The following is a 13821-nucleotide window of genomic DNA, read 5'->3' as shown; positions in this document are numbered from 1 at the left end:
ACGCTCTTCTTTCCATCGCTTTGCGGGCTTTCCGTCGCTTCGCCTCTTCTTTCCGTCACTCCGCCTGTTCTTCCCGTCGCTATCATCTCTTTTGGCATCATATAAGCCGACATATGAAAAAAACTGTAGTAAACTCGGTACTCACCCAAGTCTATCTACAGTTTAAAATCACATTTATGCTTGTCTATCAAATTGTTGAATCATTTTATGCAACTCTTCTGATTGTTTTTTTAAGCCTTCTGCTAGTTGCTCTACTTTCTCGATTGCATATGCTTGTTCTTCTGTTGCACCGCGAACTTCCTGTGCACCTGCTGACGTTTCTTGAGCAATGGCTGCAACTTCTTGAGATTGACGAGCGGTTGTTTCAATATTATGCATTTGCTGTTCAATTAGTGAAGAAATTTCCACAATCGATGTTGCCATTTCATGTACACTTGAAGACATACCTTCTACCGCTGTCGTAGTTTCTGATACACGCGCAGCTTCTTTTGTGGCAAATGCTACCTGCTGATTCATTTGTTTTACAACAATCTCAACGTTTTGTTGCATGGATTGAATAAGGGTAGTAATGCCTTGCACCGCTTTCGCACTTTCATCAGCTAAACTACGAACTTCTTCAGCTACAACAGCAAAACCTTTTCCATGTTCTCCAGCACGCGCTGCCTCAATCGAAGCATTTAAAGCTAGTAAATTTGTTTGTGCTGCAATATCGCCAACTAAGCTAATGATACGCTCTACCTGCCCAGCATTTTCCTCTAATAGACGAATACTCTCTAATGCTTCATTATTACCAGCCGCAATTTGTTGAATACTATTGACTAACGTTTCTATAGCTTTTGTTGTTGTCGTTAAATTATGTAGAATCTCTTTCGATTGCGTTGCTGATACCTCTGCTCTACTGTTAACTTCTGTTGCAAGAGCTCGTACATCTTCAATGGCTTCAGCTGTATCTTGTACTGCTGTAGCAGACGCCTCTGCTCCTGTAGAAATTTGTTTTACCGTAGAGGCAATACCCTCAGCCTTTTTCGTTGCAACTGCGGCTTCATCCGATAGTTGAATGATCGATTGATTTGTTTGTTGAAAGTTAAGATCTATACTTTCAACCATCTGTCTTAAATTTAATACCATTTGTTGAAATGCCTCTGCAACAGAACGAATCTCATCACTTGTTTTCGGCATTTCTACATCCTGTCCAATTTTCCCTTCTGCTACACGGGAAGCTGAATTTTCAAGCTGCTGTAAAGGTTTAATTAAGATTACACTGAAAACCGCAGCCAAAATACCTGACCACGTAATCCCTAACAGATAAGTAATAAGTTCAAACATATTACGATTGGTCCCTGGGAAGAAGGTAGGTTGTAAATATTCGATGAATATAAAACTGATACTGTATGTGATTAGTGCAAGAATACCGACAAATAATACTAGTTTAAGTCGTAAGCCAAACTGTTTTTTCATAGCGACCCTCAATTCTCTTCAAATTTTTTTACTAATCGTTCTACCAATTCTGTTAATTCTGCAAATGTTTCTTTATAAATTTCTTTACCACCACCGTAAGGATCTCCAACATTTCCTAAAATGCCTTCACTTGTGTACTCTTTAAAAGTAAAAACTTTTTGTTCAACATTTGGATAATTAGCGATAATTGTATCTTTATGAGCGATTGTCATTGTTAAAATTAAATCAGCCCATTCCATTTCCGTTATTGATAATTGTGTTGCTAAATGTTGATGCGTCATATTTGCTTCATATAATACTTGTTGCGCATGTGCAGACATTTCAGCATTTGGCATGGCATAAATACCTGCTGAACGAACCTCAACATTGTCAATTTGTTTATGTTTTAAAATAACCTCTGCCATTGGGCTGCGACAAGTATTTCCGGTGCAAACAAATAGTATTTTCATACTTATCACCCTCCACTGTTTTCTCTATTGCCGGATAGCTAGTACACTTATAATGATAAAAAAAATTCCTGTAATTATTTGAAATTTATTGCCAAACAAGACCTGACTTCTACTTGCAATGACTAATGACCCATAAGAGCAAATAAATGCACTCACACCTGCACTTATAATAAATACTGTTTCCTCTAAGTGTAGCATACCAAAAGAAACACTTACTGAAAAGGCATCTAGGCTTGCGGTCATAGCTAAAAGTATTGGTGAAATAGTAACCTTTTCATCTTTTCGCGAAAATAATAGTAAATGTAAACCCATGCAAAATAATAAAATACTTGAAATCCATTGTCCCCATTCTAAGAGGAAACGAACTAAATAGTTTCCTAATTCGAAACCTAATAATGGGAAAAGCATGTGCAAAGCTGCTGTCCATACTGACAAAAAAAATCGATATCTAACATTTGGTATTAATACATATAAACCAATCACATCTACAGACGTTAAAATACCTGCAAGAATTCCCTGCAAGAAAGCACTCCTTCGCTCTCTAATATTTTATCATTTTATGCTCGAAAATACAGTATTATCATAATACATTTTCCTTACAACAATAACATTCACTTTCCGTTATAGTTAAAACTCACTATGCTTTCCATAACCATAGCTCAAATACAAAAATAGCATGCTAGAGGTTACTTCTAGCATACTATTTTTAAAGGTATTTTATTTACGAAGTATACCATTTTCCTCCAGCCGCTTTCTCAAGTCGATTCATAATTGCAGCCCCTACCCCATCAGTGGAAGTAGTAGTCGCTAGAATAATTGTAGCTGCTGTTTTATCGCAAGCTCTTAGGGCATGGTACAATGTCGCACCCATTTCTTCTTTACTTCCAGCTTCTCCTACTGAGAAATAAAAATCAGCCTTGCTATCAACAAAGCTTGCTGGTGCAAGTAACGCTACTTTATACCCTTGTTTTTGTAATTGATTTACCGCCTCATGAACTTTCTCCAAATCACAATCAATTAATAGTACAGGTGCGTTAGGTGCATAGTGTGTATATTTCATGCCAGGAGCTTTTGGAGTTGCCTCTAATTTCTGCTCTATTTTTGAAGGTTGAATAACTTGACCAATCTCAGCCTCTAACAATTCCTTTGTAATTCCACCTGGACGCAAAATTACTGGAGGTTCGTGTGTAACATCTAACACTGTGGATTCGAGTCCAATTCCAGTAGAACCTCCATCTAGAATATAAGGTATGTACCCTCCCAAATCATCCTGAACATGTATTGCTTCTGTAGGACTCGGCTTCCCACTACGATTAGCACTCGGCGCAGCAAGTGGTTTTTTTAATTGTTGAAGTAAGGCGAGTGCAACTGGATGATCTGGCATACGAATGCCGACAGTCGTTAGACCAGCTGTCACACTGTTAGCCAGCACATTTGGCTTTACAGGCATTACAAGTGTCAGTGGACCTGGCCAAAATAAATTCATACATTTTTTGGCTACTTCTGAAATGTGCTCTATATAGAGTTCAACTTCCTCTTTCGTGCCAATGTGGACAATTAGTGGATTGTCTGAAGGACGACCTTTTGCTTCAAATATCTTTTTGACCGCTGTGTCATTTGTTGCAACGGCTCCTAGGCCATAAACCGTTTCTGTTGGAAATGCCACAACCTCACCTGCATTTAAGATATCCACAGCCTGTGTATAATTTATCTGACTATTCACATTACTGTCCACAATCTTGCAAACGGTTTTCATAATTAAAACCTTCCTTCAATTATTCGTTTATGCAGAATTATCCACATAATGTTTATAACTTATTAAAAATTGTGCATAAGTTATCTGAATTTGTGAACAATTCATTCAAAAAAACCTTTAATCCATTCCCATATAAAAAATGTAACGTGTTCCTTCTCTTCTTTTGGTTCTACTTTTTGTTCTTCTTTATCAGGCTCACAAATTGATGGGAATACGCTACACCACCAGTTATCGCCACGTGCATCACCGATTTTCACGACAATCGAATGATATAAATTTTGTGGATAAAGTACAGCGTCCTTTCTCTTTGGCGGAAATAAGTTATCCCCAAGTACAACTTGTGTATGAAGTTGTGGATAATTTTCTTTTATTTCTGCTTCAATTTCTTGTTTTAATGAAAGTATTTGCTCGTTATCCACAGTTTTAGCTCCAGCACTAGCTACTACTTGTTTAAAATATGGCTTTAAATTTTTGACAAGCTGCTCCTTTTCAAGCTGATCCTGTGTCGTATTGCTATTGGCAATAACGCGTATACGAAAATCATTTTCTTGCTCATGATTGTTAGCTTCTTTCGCAAAACCTACTAATGTTGGAATATATAAAATACATAATTGTAAAGCAATCGCAATTAATACTAATCTTGCAAAAGCTAAAAAGACATTTTGTTTAGGTAATCTAATAATCTTGTATTCGTTTAACATAAAAATCCCTCCTTGCTCAACATTGTGGGCAAGAAGTAGATACTTTATACATGAATTTCACAAAAAATCATTCGAGGCTTACCATTTATATCTTTTTCTACAGAAATTGTAGCCTGTGGAAAACTAGTTTTAAAGAATTGAGCCACCTGCTCCCCTTGTGTATAACCGATTTCAAGGCCAATGAGGGCAGGTTTATTCATAAGGTGTGGAAGCTGTTCAGCCAATTTTCTATATAAAATAAGTCCGTCTTCTTCTGCAAAAAGAGCACTATGTGGTTCATGCTCTAGCACGGTACTTGACATCTCTTTTGCTTCATCAAAAGCAATATAAGGTGGGTTCGATAAAACGATATCAAATTTCCCACCTGCCAGAGGCTTCGTTAAATCCCCTAGTCGAAAATCAATATCCGCCGCTAATCTTTGTGCATTTTTTTGTGCTGTAGTTAAAGCAGCTTCAGATAAATCAGTGGCTACGACTGTTAGCTCTGGACATTCTAGCTTCATAGAAATAGCAATTGCACCACTACCAGTTCCGATATCTGCAAGCTTTAATGCTTGATGATCAAATATTTTGTTCATACGATTGATTGTCCCAAGCACTAATTCCTCAGTCTCAGGTCTAGGAATAAGTACTGACTCATCAACAATAAATGAACGGCCATAAAATTCTTCACTACCGACACAATACTGTACAGGTCGTCCACTCGCATGCTCTTCGATGAGATCTTTAAATTTCTCTTTTTGCTCAGCTGTTAATACGTCCTGGAGGTGTAGCATTACTTCTGAATAGCTAGTGCCAAGTATATGCTGCATGACAATGCGTGCTGCCGTTTCCTCACGACCTTTATCCACTAAAAAAGAAGAAGCCCATTGAAGGGCCTCCATTACATTATTATAGGTCATCATTTAATCGCTCTAACTTTGATGCTTGCTCCTCTAAAATGAGCGTATCAATGATTTCGTCTAGTCTACCTTCAACGATTTGGTCTAGTTTTTGAATCGTTAAACCAATACGATGGTCTGTTACACGGTTTTGTGGATAATTGTATGTGCGAATACGCTCTGAGCGATCGCCTGAACCTACAGCTGATTTACGTGTGGCATCGATTTCCTTTTGTGCTTCTTGCAAATACATATCAGCAACACGAGCACGTAGAATCTTCATTGCTTTTTCACGGTTTTTAATTTGTGATCGTTCATCCTGCATCGATACAACAACACCTGTCGGTAAGTGAGTCATACGCACAGCTGACATCGTTGTATTTACCGATTGACCACCTGCACCAGAAGATGCAAATGTATCTACTCGGATATCTTTCTCATGGATTTCAACATCTACTTCTTCAACTTCAGGTAAGCAAGCTACTGTCGCTGTTGATGTATGAATACGCCCTTGAGATTCTGTTGCAGGTACACGTTGTACGCGGTGTGCACCATTTTCAAATTTGAATTTTGAATATGCACCTTGACCGTTAATCATAAAGATAACTTCTTTATAACCACCCATTGGGTTCGGCGTCGCTTCCATTATGTCAATTTTCCAGCCTTGTGTCTCTGCATAACGAGAGTACATACGGAACAAATCTCCCGCGAAAATATTCGCCTCGTCTCCACCAGCTGCTCCACGAATCTCCATAATAACGTTTTTATTATCATTAGGATCTTTTGGAATTAATAGAATACGTAAACGTTCTTCTAACTCTTCTTGCTGTTCTTTTAGTAGGTTGAATTCTTCTTTCACCATCTCATGCATATCAGGATCTTTTTCATTATCTAGCATTTCACGTGTATCAGCTAATTGCTCTTTTACACTTTTATATTCACGATAAGCATCTACAGTTTCCTGGATATCTGATTGTTCTTTGGAATATTCACGTAATTTTTTACTGTCATTCACAATATCGGGATCACTTAAAAGCTCTGTTAACCTTTCGTAACGATCCTCCACTGCTTGTAATCGATCGAACATGGATTTCACCTCTATTTAGTTTTTTATGGATCATCACCAAAACGTGTGGTTGATTTCCGTTCCGGCTGGGCGCTTTCCTGGGGGCGTCCGATGAGCCGCTAATCCCCAAGGAGTCGCCCAGCCTCCACTCCAATCAACTTATTTACATAGTGGACGTTTTAACAAAAGTCATCCATAACTTTTGGTGATGAACCTTTTTTTATGAAGTTTGCTCTATTGTAACTGTCGTATCGTTACTGAAAAAGAGAAACTCTAAATTAGAATTACGCTAAGCGCGTAAAGATTTTTTATAAAAATTTTTTATTTCCACTACTTAGTATAAGGAAATTCCCGCACGTATGCTACTTTTTCTTAGCACTATCAACTAAGCCGTTTTGCATTATAGCGGCGGGTGCGCGTGACACTTTCGACAAACCGGATAGTAGGAATCATTCCCTCCAATTTGAATTTGGTCACCTGTATAAACAGGCTTCCCACTTTCATCAACACGCAAATTCATTGTCGCCTTTTTATGACAGAACCAGCAAATCGTTTTCATTTCCTCAATTTTATCTGCATATGTAAGCATGTACTGACTGCCTTCAAATAGCTCATTTTGGAAATCATTTTTTAGCCCGAAGCCCATAACTGGAATATCTAACTCATCTACGATATATGCCAACTGCAAAACATGTTCTTTTTTTAGAAATTGTACTTCATCAACAAGTACACAATATGGTTTTACGGTATTGTTTTTTACTAGCTCAAAAATATTTGTATCATCATTAACAGGAATGGCTTGTTGACGTAAGCCTACTCGACTTGAGATAAAGCCTACTTCATCTCGCGTATCTATGCCTGGTGTAAACATCATTACAGGTTTTTGTTGTTCTTCATAGTTATGCGCAACTTTTAGAATTTCTATGGATTTACCACTATTCATTGCGCCGTGTTTAAAATATAGCTGTGCCATTTTGTCTTCTCCCTTTCTTCGTGTTAATCTAGATATCGAAAAGACTCGCATCAACATTCATTTTGGGTATACTGAAAAAAATACCTGCCAAGCACATGCTTGGCAGGTATTAAACTAACATTAGTTTTTAAGACCGTATTTTTTGTTGAAACGATCCACGCGACCATCAGCAGACGCGAATTTTTGACGGCCAGTATAGAATGGGTGACAGTCGTTGCAGAACTCGACAACGATGTTTTCTTTTACTGAACCAGTTTTGAAAGTATTACCGCAAGAGCAAGTTACTGTTGCTTCTTTGTAATCTGGATGAATTCCTTGTTTCATATTCGTTTTCTCCTCTCGCCCTGAACCATCTGGAACAGAGTATTATCGAACTGTACCTTACATAGCCCGAATATGTCGGCTACATATGTACACGTTGCATACTTTGCAATAATACCATAAAAAATATACATTTGACAATAGTTAATAATTAGTTATTTAGGGCTCATCATCAAAAGTTATAGGTGACATTTGTTAAAACATATATTATGTAAATAAGTTGATTGAAGTGAAGGCTGAACGCCCCAGAAAACGCCAAGTCGGAACGGACATCATCCACACGTTACGTTGAAAAAAATCACCATCGACTATTACTAGTCAATGGTGATTAATATTTATAGTAGGCCTTTACCTTTAGTAGCTTTTTTCATATCTTCATTTAGCTTTTCAAAGAATTCTTCATTTGATTTTGTCGTACGCAATTTTTTCATGAAGCGCTCTGCAAAATCAGGTGCGTCCGAGAATGTTTTACGAATTGCCCACAGTTTTTCAAGTTGCTCAGGCTCAAGCAGAAGCTCTTCCTTACGTGTACCTGAACGGCGGATATCAAGCGCAGGGAAAATACGACGCTCTGCTAATTGGCGATCAAGATGAAGCTCTAAATTACCTGTTCCTTTAAATTCCTCATAAATGACCTCATCCATACGAGATCCTGTATCCACTAAAGCTGTCGCTAAAATTGTTAAGCTACCGCCTTCTTCAATATTACGTGCAGAACCGAAAAATCGTTTTGGTCTATGGAAGGCAGCAGGATCAATACCACCTGAAAGTGTACGACCGCTCGGAGGAATAACTAAGTTATAAGCTCGTGCTAAACGTGTAATTGAGTCCATTAAAATAATAACGTCACGTTTATGCTCAACTAAGCGGCGTGCACGTTCTAACACGATTTCTGCAACTTTCACATGATTTTCTGGAACCTCGTCGAAAGTCGAGCTCACTACATCTGCATTTACAGAACGTTCAATATCAGTTACTTCCTCAGGGCGTTCGTCAATAAGTAGTACAATTAACTCTGCCTCAGGATAATTTGTAGTAATGGCATTCGCAATTTCTTTTAATAACGATGTCTTCCCTGCCTTTGGTGGTGCAACGATTAATCCACGCTGGCCAAAACCTACAGGTGCCACTAAATCCATAATACGTGTCGATAAATTGCGTTGTGTTGTTTCAAGCTTAATTTGTCGATCAGGATATAAAGGCGTCAATGCAGGGAAATGCACACGTTCCTTTGCAACTTCTGGGTCTTCGCCGTTAACAGCATCTACTTGTAGTAATCCATAATAGCGTTCGTTTTCTTTAGGTGGACGTACCTTACCAGACACCTTGTCCCCATTTCGTAGGTCAAAGCGGCGAATTTGAGAAGCAGAAATATAAATATCCTCTTTACTTGGAGAGTAGTTAATTGGACGAAGGAAGCCAAAGCCTTCTTGCGAAACAATTTCTAGTACACCTTCCATAAAGAAATAGCCCTCTTGCTCCGAACGTGTTTTCAAAATAGCAAATATTAATTCTTTTTTCGTTAGCTTGCTATAATATGAAATTTTATATTGGCGTGCAAGGGCGTAAAGCTCTTTTAACGTCATGTTTTCTAATTGAGCGATTGTCAATGCAGACATATGCACAACTCCAGTCTTTTTCAAAATATAATTGCCATTTTGGGGTTATCATAGAAGATTTTTACGATAGGCTCTGTAATCTTTTCGTACCTGTCTGCGTTTTCATTCGTGAGTCATAAATTAAGCAGGTTGAAAGCAGAGCGATAGGTACTTCAATTTACTATGCACAACATTGAAGCATAACATAGCCTTATAAAACTATGGGATGGTTGAAAATTTAGAAGAAGGTACCTAGCGCAAAAAGATGCACTAGGTATATTTTAGAAGAAAATTTTATTAATAGCTAGGTTTTTTATCAAGAGCGTGACGACCTTCTACAAAACGCACAGTTCCAGATTTAGCTCGCATAACAACTGAATGTGTTAATGCATAGGCTCCTTTATACTGAACACCTTTTAAAAGCTCACAATCTGTTACAGCAGTCGCTGCAAAAATAGCATCGTCACCTTTAACTAGATCATCTAAATAAAGAACTTTATCTACGTCTACACCCATTTTTCTGCAGCGTTCTAACTGTTCCTCATCTTCTGGCACTAGCTTCGCTTGGAAGTCTCCACCTAGACATTTTAATGCAACAGCTGAAATAACACCCTCTGGTGCACCACCTGTACCAAACATAATATCAATGCCAGTTTCATCAAAAGCAGTATTGATAGCTGCTCCAACGTCACCATCTTGAATAAATTTAATACGTGCTCCAGCTTCTCGGATTTCATCAACAATTGCTTGGTGACGTGGTCGATCTAAAAGAGTTGCTACTACGTCTGAAATATCTTTATTTTTAGCCTTTGCTACCTGTAATAAATTGTACGTGACAGAAGCGTTGATATCGACCTTTCCAGCTGCTTCAGGTCCTACTGCAATTTTCTCCATGTACATATCAGGCGCGTTTAACAAATTACCTTTATCTGCAATAGCAAGAACTGTCATTGCACCATTTGTACCCTTCGCCACAATATTTGTACCTTCTAGAGGATCAACTGCGATATCTACTTTAGGACCTCCATTACGTAAGCCAAGTTCTTCACCAATATAAAGCATTGGTGCTTCATCCATTTCGCCTTCACCAATCACTACTGTAGCATGCATTGGAATTGTATCGAACATTACGCGCATCGCTGTCGTTGCTGCATCATCTGCCTCAATTTTCAAACCGCGACCCATCCATTTCCCGGATGCGATTGCTGCTGCCTCTGTTACTCGTACTACTTCCATCGATAAACTACGTTCCATTGTTTTATTTGCCTCCCGTTATCGGCATATTTCTTCGCCGAAACATTCAAATTACCTCTATTGTAACATAGTTAGTTCAAAACTTTTAGCTCTCATTATTCCTTTGCCTCTGCTACGCGAGCCATTATTGTTTCACGTCGAATATCAGCGCCTAAATCACGTAATTTCTCAATAAGTGAGCTATAGCCACGCTCTATATGATAGATATCGTGAATTTCTGTTTCGCCTTCAGCTAAAAGGCCTGCTAATACTAATGCGGCACCAGCACGAAGATCTGTAGCTGTTACAGTTGAACCATGTAATTTACTTGGCCCTGTAATAATAGCTGTATTTCCTTCAACGCGTGCATTGGCATTCATACGACGAAGTTCATCAATATGCTTAAATCGAGCTGTATAGATTGTATCTGTTACCTTTGAGGAACCAAATGCTTGAGACATTAAAACGGAAAGTGGCTGCTGAATATCCGTCGGGAACCCAGGATACACTAATGTTTTAACATCAACGGCTTGCAATGTGGAGAGATCTGTTTTTGGTACAAAAATACTTTCTTCACCGATTTCAATTTTTACACCCATTTCACGAAGCTTTGCAATAATCGCCTCTAAATGCAATGGAATAACATTATCAATTGTAATGCCTTCACCTAAAGCGGCAGCCATAACCATAAACGTAGCAGCTTCAATGCGATCTGGAATAATCGTATGCTCCGTACCATGAAGCTCCTCTACGCCTTCAATACGGATAACACTTGTACCCGCACCTTTAATATTAGCTCCCATGTTAGTAAGAAGAGTTGCTACATCAATAATTTCCGGCTCTTTTGCTGCATTCTCAATAACCGTACGACCCTTCGCGAGGACAGCAGCTAACATAATATTAATTGTTGCTCCAACACTGGCAACGTCTAAATATATTTTTGCGCCAATTAATTCATCCGCTCGCAAATATATTGCTCCATGCTCATTAGTGATTTTTGCACCTAATGCCTCAAAACCCTTGATATGTTGGTCAATAGGACGCGGCCCTAAGAAGCAGCCTCCAGGTAAACCAATCGCAGCTTTTTTAAAGCGACCAAGCATTGCTCCCATTAAGTAATAGGAGGCACGAAGCTTTTTCACGTTGCCGTTTGGTAATGGCAACGCAATCATGTCCGTTGGATCAATTGTCATTGTGCCATCCTCAAATGAAACCTCTCCACCGATTTCCTCTAATAAAGCCTTTAATGTCCATGCATCAGAAATTTCTGGTATCCCTCCAATTGTCACTGGAGAGTTCGCCAAAATTGATGCTGGAATTAAGGCGACTGCACTATTTTTTGCACCACTAACTTTTATTGTACCCTTTAGACGATTTTCGCCTGTAATTTTATAAACATCCATTTTGCGTTCTCCCTCATGATTGGAAAGTAATTTTTCAGAAATTGGCTCACTATATAATCTTATTATTCGCCTTTTCTCTTATTCCAATCCGCTAAAAATCCTTCAATTCCTTTTTCCGTTAAAGGATGATGGAAAAGTTGCTTTAATACTTTAAAAGGAGTAGTTGAAATATGTGCACCAGCAAGTGCTGCAGCTGTTACATGCTGTGGATGACGAATAGATGCAGCAATAATTTGCGTGTCAATGTTATGAATTGTGAAAATATCTGCAATCGTTTCAATTAACTCTACACCGTTTTGACCCATATCATCTAGACGACCGATAAATGGTGATACATATGTAGCACCTGCACGAGCAGCCATTAATGCTTGGTTTGCACTGAAAATTAATGTTACGTTCGTTTTTATACCTTTGTCTGCGAAGAAACGACATGCCTCTAAGCCAGCTGGAGTCATCGGCAGTTTAACTGTAATATTCGGAGCAATAGCAGCCAATTCTAAACCTTCTTTAATCATACCTTCCGCATCTAGAGCAATTACTTCTCCACTCACTGAGCCGTCTACAAGCTCTGAGATTTCACGAAGTCGATCATGGAAAGAAACATTCTCTTCTTTAGCAACTAACGATGGGTTTGTTGTAACACCTGATAAAATACCCCATGCGTGTGCTTCTTTAATCTCTTCAAAGTTTGCTGTATCAATGAAAAATTTCATAATTTTTCCTCCTGATCATTGTTTTGTTTCATCATCATAACGTGGGTTGATTTCCGTTCCGATTATTTACATGGAATACGTTGTAACAAATGTCATCCCCTAACCCAACATTTGACGAGGAGCCTTATAAATTGAATTTTTGCCAAAAATTTTTTATTTCAAAAACAAGAGAAGGTCGATAACAGCATCAACGCTTCTCTTATTGTGTGTATTCATCTGTGTTTTTGTTACATTTTAGATACAAAAATTATGCTTTTTGCGCACTGCCAAATTCGCGGATTTTCCCAATAACTGTTGTTTTAATCGCTTCACGTGCTGGAGCAAGGAATTTACGAGGATCATAAACAACTTTATCATTATCAAGAACTTCACGGATTACTTTTGTAGCAGCAATTTGATTTTCAGTATTGACGTTAATTTTTGCTGTACCTAATGAAATTGAGCGTTGGATATCTTTTGTTGGAATTCCTGTACCACCATGTAATACTAATGGTAGATCTGCTAATTTAGAGATTTCTTCCATTTCTTTAAATCCTAAATTTGGTTCTCCTTTGTAAGGACCATGTACAGAGCCAAGTGCTGGTGCTAAGCAATCGATATCTGTTAGCTCAACCATTTTACGGCATTCCTCTGGATCAGCGTACATAATACCACCGATTACGCCATCCTCGTCACCACCTACTGTACCAAGCTCAGCTTCAACAGAAACACCTTTCGCATGAGCGTACTCAACTACTTTTGAAGTAGTCGCAACATTTTCCTCGAACGGATGATGAGATGCATCAATCATAACGGAAGTAAATCCTGCATCAATTGCTTCTTTACATTTTTCAAAGCTTGAACCATGGTCAAGATGAATAGCTACAGGTACTGTAGTGCCATAAGACTCCATCAAACCTTTTACCATGTGCACAACGGAGATGAATCCGCCCATATATTTTCCTGCGCCTTCAGAAACACCTAGGATCACTGGAGATTTTTCTTCTTCTGCTGCTTGTAAAATTGCTTGAGTCCACTCAAGGTTGTTGATGTTGAACTGACCAACCGCATAACCTTCTGCTTTTGCTTTAATTAACATCTCTTTCATAGATACTAATGCCATACTAAAAATCCTCCTCTTAGGACTATTCTTTCTACATAGATATGCTATTTAATCATAGCAAAAATAAAAGCCCCTGAAAAGCAGGGGCTTTTATTTTCTACACGAAAGCGAAGTGCAACGTAGCGGCAGTGTCCACCGTAGTGCAGTGCAACGGAACGAAGGTTACG

At 38.5% G+C, this 13821-nt stretch carries 14 protein-coding genes; all 14 read right to left on the bottom strand.

The genetic code is table 11. From position 1 onward, the window contains the following. Positions 1–174: 174 nt before the first annotated feature. Positions 175–1458 (bottom strand): methyl-accepting chemotaxis protein, encoded by a 1284-nt coding sequence (locus tag ACQKNC_RS17370; RefSeq protein ID WP_427426006.1) that lies wholly within the window; start codon positions 1456–1458, stop codon positions 175–177. 8 nt (positions 1459–1466) lie between these two features. Next, positions 1467–1907, bottom strand: coding sequence for a low molecular weight protein arginine phosphatase (locus ACQKNC_RS17365; RefSeq protein WP_427426005.1), 441 nt, complete (start codon positions 1905–1907; stop codon positions 1467–1469). 24 nt (positions 1908–1931) lie between these two features. Further along, complete coding sequence (locus ACQKNC_RS17360; protein ID WP_427426004.1) at positions 1932–2429, bottom strand: manganese efflux pump MntP family protein; 498 nt, start codon at positions 2427–2429, stop codon at positions 1932–1934. A 199-nt stretch (positions 2430–2628) separates the two neighbouring features. Continuing rightward, the gene (locus tag ACQKNC_RS17355; RefSeq protein ID WP_427426003.1) at positions 2629–3663 is read right to left on the bottom strand and encodes an L-threonylcarbamoyladenylate synthase; all 1035 of its coding nucleotides are present in this window, start codon (positions 3661–3663) and stop codon (positions 2629–2631) included. A 101-nt stretch (positions 3664–3764) separates the two neighbouring features. After that, positions 3765–4364, bottom strand: a complete 600-nt coding sequence (locus ACQKNC_RS17350) for a stage II sporulation protein R (RefSeq protein ID WP_427426002.1) — start codon at positions 4362–4364, stop codon at positions 3765–3767. A 44-nt stretch (positions 4365–4408) separates the two neighbouring features. Further along, positions 4409–5269, bottom strand: coding sequence for a peptide chain release factor N(5)-glutamine methyltransferase (gene prmC, locus ACQKNC_RS17345; RefSeq protein WP_427426001.1), 861 nt, complete (start codon positions 5267–5269; stop codon positions 4409–4411). Continuing rightward, positions 5256–6332 carry a peptide chain release factor 1 gene (prfA, locus tag ACQKNC_RS17340; protein WP_427426000.1) on the bottom strand — a complete coding sequence of 359 codons (1077 nt, stop codon included), beginning with the start codon at positions 6330–6332 and terminating at the stop codon, positions 5256–5258. The genes prmC and prfA overlap by 14 nt, the downstream gene beginning before the upstream one ends. A 379-nt stretch (positions 6333–6711) precedes the next feature. Further along, positions 6712–7284 carry a thymidine kinase gene (locus ACQKNC_RS17335; RefSeq protein ID WP_427425999.1) on the bottom strand — a complete coding sequence of 191 codons (573 nt, stop codon included), beginning with the start codon at positions 7282–7284 and terminating at the stop codon, positions 6712–6714. A 120-nt stretch (positions 7285–7404) separates the two neighbouring features. Then, positions 7405–7608 carry a 50S ribosomal protein L31 gene (rpmE, locus tag ACQKNC_RS17330; RefSeq protein WP_010857976.1) on the bottom strand — a complete coding sequence of 68 codons (204 nt, stop codon included), beginning with the start codon at positions 7606–7608 and terminating at the stop codon, positions 7405–7407. 332 nt (positions 7609–7940) lie between these two features. Next, positions 7941–9224, bottom strand: coding sequence for a transcription termination factor Rho (gene rho / locus ACQKNC_RS17325; RefSeq protein WP_427425998.1), 1284 nt, complete (start codon positions 9222–9224; stop codon positions 7941–7943). Positions 9225–9500: 276 nt separating this feature from the next. Further along, the gene (gene glpX, locus ACQKNC_RS17320; RefSeq protein WP_427425997.1) at positions 9501–10457 is read right to left on the bottom strand and encodes a class II fructose-bisphosphatase; all 957 of its coding nucleotides are present in this window, start codon (positions 10455–10457) and stop codon (positions 9501–9503) included. A 95-nt stretch (positions 10458–10552) separates the two neighbouring features. Continuing rightward, positions 10553–11839 (bottom strand): UDP-N-acetylglucosamine 1-carboxyvinyltransferase, encoded by a 1287-nt coding sequence (locus ACQKNC_RS17315; protein WP_427425996.1) that lies wholly within the window; start codon positions 11837–11839, stop codon positions 10553–10555. 62 nt (positions 11840–11901) lie between these two features. Beyond that, complete coding sequence (gene fsa / locus ACQKNC_RS17310; RefSeq protein ID WP_368636153.1) at positions 11902–12552, bottom strand: fructose-6-phosphate aldolase; 651 nt, start codon at positions 12550–12552, stop codon at positions 11902–11904. A gap of 247 nt (positions 12553–12799) precedes the next feature. Beyond that, positions 12800–13654: a class II fructose-bisphosphate aldolase gene (locus tag ACQKNC_RS17305; protein WP_427425995.1), complete on the bottom strand. Its 855-nt coding sequence runs from the start codon at positions 13652–13654 to the stop codon at positions 12800–12802. Positions 13655–13821 lie beyond the last annotated feature (167 nt).

Origin of the sequence: Lysinibacillus sp. NPDC094177, assembly GCF_050279145.1 — a bacterium.
In the GTDB taxonomy this organism is placed as follows: Bacteria; Bacillota; Bacilli; order Bacillales_A; family Planococcaceae; genus Lysinibacillus.
The sequence above is the reverse complement of the archived record's forward strand: the minus strand, read 5'-3'. Positions and strand labels throughout refer to the sequence as shown.

What these genes read in the sequence shown, in the direction of transcription:
- ACQKNC_RS17370 (WP_427426006.1), bottom strand. Translation starts at nt 1,458, where the DNA reads ATGAAAAAACAGTTTGGCTTACGACTTAAACTAGTATTATTTGTCGGT.
- ACQKNC_RS17365 (WP_427426005.1), bottom strand. Translation starts at nt 1,907, where the DNA reads ATGAAAATACTATTTGTTTGCACCGGAAATACTTGTCGCAGCCCAATG.
- ACQKNC_RS17355 (WP_427426003.1), bottom strand. Translation starts at nt 3,663, where the DNA reads ATGAAAACCGTTTGCAAGATTGTGGACAGTAATGTGAATAGTCAGATA.
- ACQKNC_RS17350 (WP_427426002.1), bottom strand. Translation starts at nt 4,364, where the DNA reads ATGTTAAACGAATACAAGATTATTAGATTACCTAAACAAAATGTCTTT.
- prmC (WP_427426001.1), bottom strand. Translation starts at nt 5,269, where the DNA reads ATGATGACCTATAATAATGTAATGGAGGCCCTTCAATGGGCTTCTTCT.
- prfA (WP_427426000.1), bottom strand. Translation starts at nt 6,332, where the DNA reads ATGTTCGATCGATTACAAGCAGTGGAGGATCGTTACGAAAGGTTAACA.
- ACQKNC_RS17335 (WP_427425999.1), bottom strand. Translation starts at nt 7,284, where the DNA reads ATGGCACAGCTATATTTTAAACACGGCGCAATGAATAGTGGTAAATCC.
- rpmE (WP_010857976.1), bottom strand. Translation starts at nt 7,608, where the DNA reads ATGAAACAAGGAATTCATCCAGATTACAAAGAAGCAACAGTAACTTGC.
- rho (WP_427425998.1), bottom strand. Translation starts at nt 9,224, where the DNA reads ATGTCTGCATTGACAATCGCTCAATTAGAAAACATGACGTTAAAAGAG.
- glpX (WP_427425997.1), bottom strand. Translation starts at nt 10,457, where the DNA reads ATGGAACGTAGTTTATCGATGGAAGTAGTACGAGTAACAGAGGCAGCA.
- ACQKNC_RS17315 (WP_427425996.1), bottom strand. Translation starts at nt 11,839, where the DNA reads ATGGATGTTTATAAAATTACAGGCGAAAATCGTCTAAAGGGTACAATA.
- fsa (WP_368636153.1), bottom strand. Translation starts at nt 12,552, where the DNA reads ATGAAATTTTTCATTGATACAGCAAACTTTGAAGAGATTAAAGAAGCA.
- ACQKNC_RS17305 (WP_427425995.1), bottom strand. Translation starts at nt 13,654, where the DNA reads ATGGCATTAGTATCTATGAAAGAGATGTTAATTAAAGCAAAAGCAGAA.